We start from the raw sequence: 13,758 nt of genomic DNA on the forward strand, positions 1-13,758 counted from the left end.
ATTAAAGATATGCTCTCGCATATCTTTAGGTAGCCTATACGAAAGTTTTTCCCAAAATTCTTCAAATTTATCTTCAAGTATACTTTTAATAGTTATCTTACTCATAGAAATAATCACCCAATTTAATACTCCTATAGGTAATTTATCGAACTTATCCACAATTTCTTAAATATATAATTTCCTATAGAGTAAAAAAATTGCTGCAATTTCTTAAATTGCAGCAATTTCTGATTTTATAATCACCTTGTCATCTACTACATCAACAGTAACCTCTGAGCCTTCCTTTATCTTTTTCATTAAGTATGCATCGGTAATTTCATCTTCTACATACTTTTCAATAGTCCTTCTTAAAGGTCTTGCTCCATACTTTGGATCATATCCCTTTTCTAATATAAAGTTCTTCAAGGCCTCTGTAAAGTTCACTGCTATTTTTCTTTCTCTTGCTTCTTCTGCCACTTCTTTTAGCATTAAGCCAATAATTTCGTACAATTCCTCTCGCTTAAGAGGATTAAATACTACTATATCATCCACTCTATTTAAGAATTCCGGCTTAAATATTTCTTTCAAAGCATCCTTCACTTTAGCTTCTATAACAGAGTAACCCTCTTGAGCAAATCCTATACCATAGGACTTATAGTTTGTGCCAGCATTAGAAGTCATGATTATAATAGTGTTTTCAAAATATACAGTCCTACCCTGACCATCTGTAAGCCTTCCGTCTTCTAAAACCTGTAAAAGCATATTAAAGACATCTGGATGAGCCTTTTCAATTTCATCCATTAAGATTACAGAATAGGGCCTTCTTCTTACCTTTTCTGTGAGCTGTCCGCCTTCATCATAACCTACATATCCTGGAGGTGCTCCAATTAACTTAGAAACGGTATGCTTCTCCATGTACTCTGACATATCTACCCTAATCAAAGCATCTTCGGTACCAAATAGTTCTATAGATAAAGCTCTTGCTAATTCTGTCTTTCCTACCCCTGTAGGTCCTACAAATATGAAGGAGCTAGGCTTTTTCTTCTTTCTGATTCCAAGACGATTTCTTCGGATTGCTCTAGAAATATTATTTACTGCTTCATCTTGGCCAACAACTCTACTATGAAGCCTTTCCTCTATATTCATGAGTCTTTGAGCTTCTTCCTCTGTAATTTTTTGCACAGGAATCTTTGTCCATGCCTCTATAACATAGGCAACATCCTCTACAGTTAAATCAACAAAGGCACTTTCCTTCTCAATAGCAGCTATTTTTTCTTCTAACCTACACTGATCCACCTTATATTGAGCCGACTTTTCAAAATCATTGTTAAGAGAAGCTTCTTCAATTTTTGCAGTTATCTTTTCTAGCTCATCCTTTAAGGATCTAAGCTCAACTAAGCCCTTGTTCTTTAGGTTAGCTCTTGAACTAGCTTCATCTATAATATCTATAGCCTTATCAGGTAAATATCTATCATTTATATATCTCTTTGATAAATTAACGGCAGCTTCTATAACCTCATCAGAAATTCTTACCTTATGATAATCCTCATAGTAGCCTCTAATACCCTTTAATATTTCTATAGCTTCTGGTACAGTAGGCTCTTCTACTATAATAGGCTGGAATCTTCTTTCTAAAGCAGTATCCTTTTCTATGTGCTTTCTATACTCCTCCAGGGTAGTAGCACCAATTACCTGTATCTCTCCTCTAGCTAAAGCGGGTTTTAATATATTAGCAGCATTTAAAGCTCCACCTTGAGCCTCTCCAGCGCCTATAATGTTGTGAACCTCATCAATAACTAGAATTATGTTCCCAAGTTCCTTAGCTTCATCAATAATAGCCTTCATTCTTCCTTCAAACTGTCCTCTGAACTGAGTACCTGCCACTACTGCTGTTAAATCAAGCAAATACACCTCAACATCATAGAGTTTTTCAGGAACTTGTTTTTCCGCTATACGAACAGCTAAACCTTCTGCAATAGCAGTTTTACCTACACCGGGCTCACCAATCAAAATAGGGTTGTTTTTTGTTCTTCTATTAAGTATTTGAATTACCCTATCAATTTCTCTATGTCTGCCTACAACTATATCTACTTTTTTATCTAAGGCCTTCTGGGTTAAATTGATACCATACTTATCTAAGTTCTTTTTCTTTCCCTTAGCTCTACGGTTCCACTCTTTAACCTCTTTTTCTGAACCTTTGTTAGAATTAATGTCTTTATTGCTATCTAAGGACTTATCTGCGAAAGAATCTTCTATTTTCTTTTCCATAGGCATTATAGCGCTGAAGGCCTCCATCATGGTATTGCTATTCATGATGTCGTCCATATCTATATCTTGAAATATACTATTCATCTGCTCACTTAAATTTTCTAACTCCTCAGGAGTTATTCCCGCTTGCTGTACCAATTGATCTACTACTGGAAGACCCATCTTTTTTGCACAATCAAGGCAAATTCCTTGAGTTTCAGTTTTGCCACCTTCAACCTTTGTTGTGAAAATTACAGCTAAGTTTTTATTACAAATCGAACATCTCTTCATATAGAATTTCCTCTCTATCCTTATCATAAATTGCTTATGAAATATACATATAAATATAGTATACCATAATGTAAGTAATGGTAGTATTTAAATATTTAAAAATATTGATATCTTACAATTTAACTTATCCATAACTAGTTAAAAAAATGTCCTGAAAAAGCAATTTATTTTTAAGGAAAATTCTTGCTTTTACTTATTATATATGGCAATATAATTAAAAAAAGAGTATAATAGACAAAATAACAGAAAAAACATTAATATTTTTAAAAGGGGGCTATTTTATGCGTGCTGTCATAACCGTTATAGGTAAGGACAAAAAAGGAATCATCGCATCAGTAAGCAGTGAATTATCCAACTGTAATATTAATATTCTTGACATCAGCCAAACTATACTACAGGAATATTTCACAATGATTATGCTTGTAGACCTAAAAGAAATGAACGTGAATTTTGACGAATTAATTGCACGTCTAGAAGCAAAGGGCAAGGAATTGGAAGTATCCATAAAGGCCCAACACGAAGACATATTTAATTCAATGCATGAAATATAAAGGAATGAGGCAGAGTTATGAATATAAATAAGGATAAAATTATCGAAACTATCGAAATGATAGAAAAAGAAAAATTAGATGTACGAACCATTACTATGGGTATATCTTTGCTTGATTGCTGTGATTCCAATGGTAAAAGATGCAGAGAAAAAATCTACGACAAGATCACAAAAAAAGCTGAAAATCTTGTAAAGGTTGGAGAAGATATTGAAAAGGAATTTGGTATTCCAATAATTCACAAAAGAATATCTGTAACTCCAATTTCTATTATAGCTGGTTCTACTGATGATACTAACTACGTAGAGTTTGCTAAAACCTTAGATGAAGCGGCAAAAGCTGTTGGTGTAAACTTTCTAGGGGGATTCTCAGCCCTAGTACATAAAGGTTATACTAAGGGTGATAAAATCCTTATAAAATCAATTCCTGAAGCTTTAAGTATAACAGAACGTGTTTGTTCTTCCGTAAATATAGGTTCCAGTAAAGTGGGCATAAATATGGACGCTGTAAAAGAAATGGGACATGTAATTAAGCAAACTGCTGAATTAACTGCAGATAGAGATGGCATAGGCTGTGCTAAGTTTGTGGTATTTGCCAACGCTGTGGAAGACAATCCCTTTATGGCCGGCGCCTTCCATGGTGTAGGAGAAGCAGATTGCGTTATTAATGTAGGGGTAAGCGGTCCCGGTGTTGTACAAAAGGCTTTAGAAAAGATAAAAGATGCTCCCTTTGATGTAGTAGCAGAAACAGTAAAGAAAACTTCCTTTAAAATTACAAGAATGGGTCAACTTGTAGCTAATGAAGCTTCCAAAAGACTTAATGTTCCTTTTGGAATTGTTGATCTATCATTAGCTCCTACTCCTGCAGTAGGAGATAGTGTGGCCCATATATTAGAATCAATGGGCCTTGAACGCTGTGGAGCTCCAGGTACAACTGCAGCTCTAGCTTTACTAAATGATGCAGTAAAAAAAGGTGGCGTAATGGCCTGCAGTCATGTAGGAGGCCTAAGTGGAGCTTTCATACCTGTTAGTGAAGATATTGGGATGATAAACGCCGTTGAAGCCGGTGCCCTTACTCTAGAAAAGCTGGAAGCTATGACTTGCGTATGCTCCGTAGGTCTTGATATGATAGCTATCCCAGGCAACACCTCTGCTGCTACTATTTCCGCAATCATCGCTGATGAAGCGGCTATTGGGGTAATTAATAATAAGACTACAGCTGTAAGAATAATTCCTGTTCCTGGTAAGAATGTAGGAGATACAGTTGAATTTGGGGGACTCTTAGGATATGCTCCTATAATGAAGGTAAATTCCTTCTCCAGCGAAGCTTTCGTTGAAAGAGGCGGAAGGATTCCTTCACCTATTCACAGTTTCAAAAATTAGTAAAGCAAAAATCCAGCCTTGGGCTGGATTTTTTTATTATGCTACTTTCATCAAAAACATAAGATGTTGCTTCACATATCTTTCATATTAAGATAAAATTAGATTATAGTAAAGACCAATAGATTTCTAAGGGGGCATGGCTCATGGAATGGAAGGATAAAAAAAGAATTTTAGGAATGCCTATATCTTTTACCCGCTATAGACTAGAAAACAATAGACTCTATGTTAGTAAGGGCTTTTTTTCTACTGTAGAAGATGAGTTAGTGGTTTACAGAATACTAGATGTAAGACTAAACAGAACCTTTTTAGATAAAATATTAGGAGTTGGTAGCGTAACCCTTTATACCGCTGATGAAACACATAAGGAACTTGTTTTAGAAAAAATAAAAAATCCAAGCCAGGTTAGAAACCTTCTAAGTGAAATGGCAGAACAGGAAAGGGCTAAGCTAGGCATAAAAGGTAGAGAACTCTATGGAGTATCTAATTTATACGGTAAAGATTACGATGATGGCGATTATGATTTCTAGAATAATAACAATTTATATAGATTAATTTTTTAGGGCTTCAGATATACTGAAGCCCTTTACTTTAGCTACTTTCTCATCACAGTATAGCCCTTATCTTTCAACATCTGAACAATACCATCTTGTCCTATAAAATGAGCTAAACCTGCCACCACAAAATAAGTTTTTTCCGTATTTAAATATTCTTCTATTTTCAAGGTCATATTTTTATTTCTATCTAATATCATCTTTTTATAATAATTACTACTTCTATCTTCTTCCCCTAGGGCCTCTATCATAGCTTCCTCGTCACCTTTCTTATATATATCAAAAATCTGATCCAAAGAAGCCTTTGTCTCTTCAATAGTTCCTATACTCATAATGAAATTCTTTTCTTGTTCTTCATCAGAAAAGCTATTTAATAAATCAATCTGAAACTTAGCACTTTCTAATTCTTCAATTTCTTTTTTACCCTTTGCTTTATTAAAAAAATACTTATCTATACCATAATTAGCCTCGTATCCAGCCTTTTTCATCTGATAACTAGATAAAATTGATCCTACATACCAAGGCTTATATTTTATTATAAATTTATAATTAAAATCTAATTCTTTACTCACTTCGTTAAGCTTATTCTTACCTTCCTGTGACAAATGATCTAGGGCTGTATCTCCATTGGTGTATATTGAATCGAAAGCGTAATTGGTAGCATCTTCCGTACTTATATTATTGATATCAATTTCACCTACTAATACATCAGCACCGTCAAAAGCATCCTCAACGGTCTTTTCTAAAGGATAAATATCCTTGCCTCCCACATGTATAGAACCATACATATATACAGTAGCATTACCCTTTTTTACTTCCCAAAGAAATCCCTTAACAGATCCATACTTTTTCTCTACATTACTTTCCCCATTCTTTTCTTCTTTAGCAAAGGTTTCTTTGTGCTTTTTATTAACAGATACCTCTTTAGATGCTTTTTCTCTTACATTATTATCTTCCTTTTTGCAAGCAGTAGATAAAAGCATAGTAAAAATTAACATTACTAATAATAGAGCATTACTGACCTTAAAAAATCTTCTCAATTTCATACCTTCCATAAAATTCTCCTTTTACTCCATATTAAATTTATTTCTTTGCAAACCTCTTTTTAAATTCATATTTTATTATTAAAAAATCCTCTAAATCATTTAAAAACTGAAATAGCATGGCCCTATTTTCAAATTCCTCTCTATCCTTAGGTAATTCCATAGTTCTAAAGCTTTCTCTTAAAGTTTGCAAATTTGCAAGTAATCCTTCCGCTGTATTCTCCTCATGAAAGGATCTACCTACCTCTGCAGTAAAGTCTGATACCATTATGGTTTGTTCATAGGTCATAAAAAATCTTCTAAAATGTTCTCGTAGCCTATTTAACACATGGAATTGCTGCGTTCTCATTTCCATATATTCTACATAATAATTAGTCTCTACAAAAAAGTAATTATTTAGATTCCTATAGGATCTTTTTCTTGCCTCTTCTAACCTTTTCTCTAGTGCTTGGAATAAATCCTCTTCCTTAATGGAAACGTAGTTTTTCTTTAAAGCATCCGCCATGCTTAATAAAATAGTTCTAATTGCATCATCAATATACTTCTGATCTTCCTTTATCTTGCCTTCTATACTAGGCATATATAGATTTAAAATCAAGGCTACCCCTGCACCTACTAACATTAGTAATAGCTCATTAAGTAACCAAGTTGAATGTACTGTTTTTTCCACTAATAGGTGTGTAACCAAAACAGAACTTACTACAATACCTTCAGCCAGCTTTAATTTTGCAGCAGAAGGAATGAAAATTAATAGATAAAGACCAAAGGTAATTGGACTATAGCCAAATAAAGAAAATATAATTGTCGCTATTGTTAAAGCTAAAAGGCTTGAACATATTCGCTGCACCGCTATTTCTACCGACTGTCTTCTAGTGCTTTGAGTACTTAAAATTGTAATAACACCAGCAGCTACTGTATATTTTAATCCTAACATTTCTGCTATAATTATGGCCACGGCTGCTCCTATTGCTGTTTTAATTGTACGATATCCTATAAATTTCATATATGCTCCTTTCAAAATTTTATACTTAGCACAATTGTACTTAGTAAAATGGCTTATGTCAAAGCGTAGGGTATAATTTCTTCATTTAAAAAAGTGGCCCTTCTGAGCCACCTTACTATATACTATTTATAAAGTTTTTCTAGTTATTGGACTTTCCTTGAGCTAAGCCTTAAATCCTTGGCTTAGAAACCTCTATTCTTACCTTTCTACCACACAATCTCTTACCACTACATTTTTTAATTATATCATCCGCTACTTCCTCTAATACATCAGCAAAGGTAAATTTGTCTAGTATGTCAATGTCTCCAACTTCTTCCTTATTCACATCTGCATTGTTATTGAAGAACTTCAATAAGGTCTTAGGATCAATTCTGTCCATACGACCAACACTTATAAATAATCTTACGTAACTAGGAGAGTTATCGATAATATTGCTATCATAGTCATAACTAACTTCCTTACTGTAAATTATATCCATTAAAGCCGCAGCCACATCTACTAAATTAAATTCCTCATCTAGTTCTGCAGCTAAAGGAACAAATCTTTTATAATTGTCCTTTTCTAAAGTTGTCTTCACCCTTGAAAGTATATTTTTGTATTTTGTCAAGAATATATCATCTACACTAGGTATCTCTCTTCTTTTTATCTTACCCTTTGTCACTGCTTCAATATGCTTAAGAGTTCTATATTCCCTAGCGGTTACTAAAGTATAAGCAACTCCCTCTCTATTGGCTCTTCCTGTTCTTCCTATTCTATGTACATAAGATTCTATATCCTGAGGCATATCATAATTGATTACATGGCTTACATTTTCCACATCAATTCCTCTAGCAGCTACATCGGTAGCTACTAAAAACTCTATGCTACCTTCCTTAAACTTTCTCAAAGTGTTAAGCCTTTGATTCTGACTCATATCACCATGCATACCTTCCACATTATATCCGCGTGCCTGCATGGCTTCCACTAACTCATCAACACCTTTTTTAGTCTTGCAGAAAATAATAGCTGCCGTAGGCTCATCTGCATCTAGAATTCTACAAAAAGACTCAAATCTATCTTTTTGCTTAATCTCATAGTAATATTGCTTAACAGTAGATACTGTTAAGGTACTTTTAGCTATAGTTACATGCTTTGCATCCTTCCTCATATACCTTTGTGCTAGTTTTCTTATTTCACTGGGCATAGTAGCAGAGAATAACATAGTTTGCCTGTCACTACTGCAATTTTTTATTATCTCTTCTATATCATCTATAAAGCCCATATTTAGCATTTCATCCGCTTCATCTAAAACCAGGAATTTAATTTCGCTTAAATCCATAATATTTCTTCTTATTAAATCTAGAACTCTTCCTGGAGTTCCTACAATTATATCTATTCCTCTTTTTATAGCTGCTATTTGCCTTTCTATAGGCTGACCTCCATAAACCGGTAGAAGCTTTACTCTAGTATATTTAGCAATACGGTTTAATTCATCATTAACTTGAATAGCTAATTCTCTTGTAGGAGTAAGTATGATACTATTTATCTTTCCTTGTTTTCTTTCCATTTTACTCAATATAGGCGCTCCAAAGGCTAAGGTTTTTCCTGTTCCTGTCTGAGCCTGGCCAATAGCATCATATCCTTCTAATAATACAGGGATTACTTCTGCTTGTATACTTGAAGGTTCTTCAAAACCCATATCATCTATAGCTTTTAGCACTTCCTTTGATAATCCTAATTGATGAAACTTATTTCCTTCCATCTGCTTCCCTCTCTTTCACTAATTAATTTTATGCAATCTATCAAAGATTCACAACTAATTTTTGGTTCTTTACGAATATTATACCCACAAACAAAAACTCTATAAGAATGAATTCTTATAGAGTAATTTCTAATGAAAAACATCTTGTAGAAACCTTATTCTTATTATCTATATCATATATTCCAACTTCACAGAACCAACTAATAAACTTAAAACCCCTGTAAGTATACCATCTACATTAAATTTATGCAACAAATTATTATTATCTTGGACGTTACCTAAAGCTTCTGAACGTTTATTGCCATAGGTCCCTTTTCCTTCTCCACTACATCAAAGATAACTTGGGTTCCCTCGTGAAGCTCCTTATCATTAGCTTCACCCCTAATACTGTTTTTATGCACAAAGACATCATTTCCTGAATTAGCGGATATAAAACCATATCCCTTTTCATTATCAAACCATTTAACTACACCTGTATACATAGCCATAGGCAACATCTCCTTAAATATTAGATTGGTTAGTCATCCTTATTATTAGCCAAGTTCCCTATCTATATTCAACTATTACTTTAAGGTATCATCAATATACTTTATATATTCCTTAATTCTTTCATCCTCTTCTGGTGCCCCATAGTACCACTTTTCATTATCCTTTTCTTTTCCACCAAAATACTTTGCCTTCAATATTATTTCTGGTCTATATTCAAAGTGTAAAATATCAAAATGTCCCCATTTACCGCCCCAGACAAAATTATTTTTTTCAAAGACCTCTACCAATTCCTTAGGATATGTAGATAGTCGCTTTTGCCCTTGCTCAGCAGTAGCCCACTTCCAATAGTCCCACTTGCTTCCTGCTAAATCTATAGCTATACCGTAGGAATGGGCACTTAGCCTGTTAGTTCCTGCTATCCTTCGAAAATTAAAGGTACCACTGGTAGGATATACAAAAGCTGCTATTTGCTTATTATTTTTAATTAGTTCATTTATTTCTTTTATAGCCGCACTTAAAAACTCTGCTGCTTTATTATTTTTATTAAATTGACAATATCTACCACCTATTGCTACATTAGTAAGATTCTTTTTTATATTGGCCTCATTAGATCCATATACTTCCCCCATTAATTCATATACTCTACCCCGTCCAGGGTCAAAGTTTTTATCCATTAGCTTTCTTGTAGTAGTAAGAGGATATATCTGTTCTAGCATATCCTGCAAATCTGGGTTGGCAATTTTCTCTTCTTGACTCTTTTGCTTTTTATCATCATATATTATTTTTTTACCAGATTTCATAACTATATAAACTTTGCCATCTTCTTTCACTTCAATGCCAACTATGTATTCTGGATAGGCCATCTTTAAACATAGTAAGTCCTGCTTCATAGTTTTTACATAGTCCTTATCCTCCGCTTTAAAAACCGCTCTTATTTCCATAATTGCTTTAGAAGTTAACCAGGTACTTCCAATAACCCCTAAGACTAAAAGTATTATTATAATCTTTTTCAAGTTACTCACCTCTAGGTATTAGAGTTACCTTGCTTTTAAAAAAATATGTAAAAAAACAGTTTCAAATTATCCAAAATAGCATATAATATTTATGATATCCTCTCCCATGATTTACCTTTTAATGATGTTTGTGTTATATTAATAATATACTTTGAATTTTTTGTGAAAAAGGTATATTATAATATTTGATATTTATAGATATCTAACTCCAGCCATCAATTGGAATATATAAAAAGCATGATTGAAATTGGATATTTATATTGTGATGTAATATTCATTAAATATGATGATAATTATTATTTTTATGGGAGGATGAAATGTTTACCAAATTTAGGTCTTTTGTATTTAATAACTGTAGAAACTTTAGTTTTAAAAAAATTAAACAAAGTAAATTAGCTAAAGCTATATTAATTTCCTTTGTTTTCGCTTTAATTACAACTTTTTTTCTACAATTCTTTCAAATGTCTCAAAACTTTATGCCTACCATATGGTGGATATCAGAAAATTATAAAATATTTCTTTTAAGCAGTCTTTTTATTTTCTGCTTATATCTTCTGTTATTCTCCATAATAGGAAACCCATATGTTAGCTCAATTATAGCTTTGGTTATACTAGAACTTATAGGGTATTCTAACAGCAAGAAAATATCTATATTAGGTGAACCACTATACCCTGTAGATTTTTATCAAATTAAAAATGTAAAATCTCTTGTTCAAATGGTAGGTGGAAATCTTTTAATTCTTTTAATTGCAGCAACTGTAGTATTCATTTTGTTATTAGTATTTGCAGTTAAAAAGCTTCCAAAGGTAAAGATAGGAGCTAAATCTAGATTAGCTTTATTTACTTTATCTAGCTTTATAATCTATTGTTATTTATTCTTTAGCCATAGTTTTATAAATGTGCTGGCTGCCAATGCTGGAGTGAACATAGTTTTATGGAATCAACCTCGTAATTATGAATATAACGGATTTGTTTTTGGACTTTTATCTAACCTTCAAAATGATATTATGAAAGAGCCAGAGGGTTACTCTGAAGAAACAATTCAAGAGATAGTGGATAAATACACCGAAAAGGCTATAGAAATTAACAAAGAAAGGAGCACTAATAGCTCTGAAATACAGCCTAACATAATCACTTTTATGGATGAAACCTTTTGGGATCCAACGACACTAGAAGCTGTAACTTTCAGCGAAGATCCTATGAGCGCTTTAAGAGATGTAATGGCTAATTCATCTTCAGGCTGGATGTTATCACCAGGTTTTGGCGGAAATACAGCTAATATAGAGTTTGAAGTTCTTACAGGACTATCTATGTACAACTTAAACCCTGGATCAATACCTTATCAACAGGCTTTTGATACTAAATCCTTCTTCCCTTCCCTAGTGAATATGTTGGAAGAAAGGAACTATGATACCCTTGCTATTCATCCATATAAAAAACAATTTTACAAGAGAAATAAAGTTTATTCTGCTATGGGCTTTAATAACTTTATAGGCGAGGATGATTTAATTTCACTTAATAGATTGAGTGAGAATGCTTATGTATCAGACCAATCTGTTGTAACAGAAATATTGGACAAACTTCAAAATAATGATTCTCCTATGTTTATTCACGCGGTAACAATGCAAAATCATAGTCCTATAGAAGAAGGAAAACACGGGGAAAACTCCATTACTGTAGAAGGATTAACCGGTGAGGCAAAGGATCAAATGGAAATCTATGCTGAAGGTATAAAGCAATCCTCTATAGCTGTAAGAAATTTGATAGACACTTTAGAACAGATGGAGGAACCGACAGTGGTTATATTCTTTGGAGACCACCTTCCATCCTTTAAAAGCGATCTATATGAACAGGCTGGATATGATAGTGAAACCTTTGATAGCCAGAGATTAAAGTGGCAAACTCCTTTGTTTATTTACTCAAACTTTGATATGAAGAAAATAAATTTAAATACTATGAGTCCAGCATTCTTCGGTGTAACCTTGTATGATCTTCTAAATCAACCGGTTACCCCTCAATACGCTATGTTAGAGGAAATAAAGAAAACTTTTCCTGGTCTAAAGCCAAATATGATAATAGATGCCCAGGATAATATAAAAACAACAGAACTTTCAGAGGAAGAAAAAGCATTGCTAGAGGACTATATGTTAATTCAGTATGATTTATTAAAGGGACAACAATATTCACAGGAGCTCTTTTTCAAGGTACCTACTGAAGATCAATAATATGATGTATTTCATAAAAATAGTTAATTATTAATGAAACTATAAAACTAAGGGCTGTGGCACTAAAACAATGCCACAGCCCTTAGTTTTTAATTATATTTCACACTGTTCAATTTCTATAGCATAATTACCACAATTGTCACAAACCATAAGGCTTACAATATAACTATCATCTACTAGACCTCTGTTAAGAAGTGTGCTGAAATTATCTTTTCTATCTTTAGAAATATTACTGATAACATAATTACCATCTTTAGTATAAATGAAAAAGTGATACTCTAAGAACTTAAAATATTTTTGTCCATAAACCTTTCCATTTAAGCAATTGCCGCAAGGTTCATCGTAATATTCCTTGCTAAAGCTTACTTCTTCTCCTTCAAGAAGCAGTTTTATAATGCTTTCTCTATCTATACCCCTTACAGGCTTTTCCTCATCATTTAAGAAATACTCTAAGTTATTTTCTCCTAACTCATAGGCTTTATCCATATAGGTAAATTTAAAATTCTCCATCTTATTCCTCCAAACTTAATCACGATGGAACTCTAAGACCTTACTCAAGTCTCCATCCCAAATTTCATAGGTGCTATCCACTTCAGTAATGTCTCTAGATTGATTACTATGTATATAAATACAATCAAGTCCTACACTCTTGGAACCTTCAACATCTGCAATATGATCGTTACCTATAAATACACTTTTAGAAACATCAATATTATGTTCCTTAATTAAATGTTGGAAAAAGGCTGGATCCGGTTTGCATATTCCTATATCAGAAGAACTATGTAAACCATCAAAATAATCATATATTCCTAGGTACTTTAATTCTGGAACAGTGAAACTACGCTGTCCATTGGAAAGCATATATATTTTCTTCCCTTTAGCCTTTAAATTTTCTAACAGCTCTATAACTCCAGGATAAAGCTTTATATAGTTTACAGATAGAACTCTAAATAGTTTTGCAGTTTCAAAGATAAGTTCCTTACTGCAATCTACCCCTTTATTGTTATAAAGCCTTTGAAAAACAACCGTAATATCTATGTCTGGATATTCTGTTTTAGTATTGCTATCTAATTCCTTTTTTACTTCTTGCAAATAAGCCTTCTTAAGTTCGGTAGACTTATAGATTGCCCCATTGTAACCATAAAATAAAGCAAACTTTTCCCATAAACCTCGTCGTGATTCGTTTGTATTAATATCCACTAATGTTCCATACAAGTCAAAAATATAATTTTCGTACATATCTCTT

Annotated in this window: 12 protein-coding genes; 4 read left to right on the forward strand and 8 right to left on the reverse strand. The window is 33.1% G+C overall.

Annotated features, from left to right (window positions below; all coding sequences use genetic code 11):
• Positions 1 to 210: 210 nt before the first annotated feature.
• Positions 211 to 2,517: an ATP-dependent Clp protease ATP-binding subunit gene (locus tag N3C_RS09235; protein ID WP_074365747.1), complete on the reverse strand. Its 2,307-nt coding sequence runs from the start codon at positions 2,515 to 2,517 to the stop codon at positions 211 to 213.
• Between the two features lie 281 nt (positions 2,518 to 2,798).
• Between N3C_RS09235 and N3C_RS09240 the strand changes: the two genes are divergently transcribed.
• The 3 genes from N3C_RS09240 (at position 2,799) to N3C_RS09250 (ending at position 4,974) form a co-directional block, all read left to right on the forward strand.
• Complete coding sequence (locus tag N3C_RS09240; RefSeq protein WP_074365748.1) at positions 2,799 to 3,068, forward strand: ACT domain-containing protein; 270 nt, start codon at positions 2,799 to 2,801, stop codon at positions 3,066 to 3,068.
• Positions 3,069 to 3,085: 17 nt separating this feature from the next.
• Positions 3,086 to 4,447, forward strand: coding sequence for a PFL family protein (locus N3C_RS09245; protein ID WP_074365749.1), 1,362 nt, complete (start codon positions 3,086 to 3,088; stop codon positions 4,445 to 4,447).
• A gap of 143 nt (positions 4,448 to 4,590) precedes the next feature.
• Positions 4,591 to 4,974, forward strand: coding sequence for a PH domain-containing protein (locus N3C_RS09250; RefSeq protein ID WP_074365750.1), 384 nt, complete (start codon positions 4,591 to 4,593; stop codon positions 4,972 to 4,974).
• Between the two features lie 65 nt (positions 4,975 to 5,039).
• On the opposite strand, the gene N3C_RS09255 is transcribed toward N3C_RS09250, so the two are convergent.
• The 5 genes from N3C_RS09255 to N3C_RS09275 form a co-directional block, all read right to left on the reverse strand.
• Entirely contained in the window at positions 5,040 to 6,053 is a 1,014-nt protein-coding gene (locus N3C_RS09255) for a TraB/GumN family protein (protein ID WP_074365751.1), read from the reverse strand.
• Between the two features lie 28 nt (positions 6,054 to 6,081).
• Positions 6,082 to 7,044 (reverse strand): aromatic acid exporter family protein, encoded by a 963-nt coding sequence (locus N3C_RS09260; RefSeq protein WP_074365752.1) that lies wholly within the window; start codon positions 7,042 to 7,044, stop codon positions 6,082 to 6,084.
• Between the two features lie 169 nt (positions 7,045 to 7,213).
• Positions 7,214 to 8,785, reverse strand: a complete 1,572-nt coding sequence (locus N3C_RS09265; protein ID WP_074365753.1) for a DEAD/DEAH box helicase — start codon at positions 8,783 to 8,785, stop codon at positions 7,214 to 7,216.
• A gap of 278 nt (positions 8,786 to 9,063) precedes the next feature.
• Entirely contained in the window at positions 9,064 to 9,273 is a 210-nt protein-coding gene (locus N3C_RS09270; protein WP_074365754.1) for a cold-shock protein, read from the reverse strand.
• A gap of 75 nt (positions 9,274 to 9,348) precedes the next feature.
• Positions 9,349 to 10,287 (reverse strand): M15 family metallopeptidase, encoded by a 939-nt coding sequence (locus N3C_RS09275; RefSeq protein WP_074365755.1) that lies wholly within the window; start codon positions 10,285 to 10,287, stop codon positions 9,349 to 9,351.
• 317 nt (positions 10,288 to 10,604) lie between these two features.
• Here N3C_RS09275 and N3C_RS09280 point away from each other — a divergent pair, with 317 nt between their 5' ends.
• Entirely contained in the window at positions 10,605 to 12,512 is a 1,908-nt protein-coding gene (locus tag N3C_RS09280) for an LTA synthase family protein (RefSeq protein ID WP_074365756.1), read from the forward strand.
• Between the two features lie 93 nt (positions 12,513 to 12,605).
• On the opposite strand, the gene N3C_RS09285 is transcribed toward N3C_RS09280, so the two are convergent.
• Positions 12,606 to 13,022, reverse strand: a complete 417-nt coding sequence (locus tag N3C_RS09285) for a DUF3785 family protein (protein WP_074365757.1) — start codon at positions 13,020 to 13,022, stop codon at positions 12,606 to 12,608.
• Positions 13,023 to 13,037: 15 nt separating this feature from the next.
• Entirely contained in the window at positions 13,038 to 13,751 is a 714-nt protein-coding gene (locus tag N3C_RS09290) for an HAD family hydrolase (protein WP_074365758.1), read from the reverse strand.
• Between the last annotated feature and the right edge of the window lie 7 nt (positions 13,752 to 13,758).

The organism is Clostridium sp. N3C (assembly GCF_900095445.1).
GTDB lineage: Bacteria > Bacillota > Clostridia > Clostridiales > Clostridiaceae > Clostridium_AU.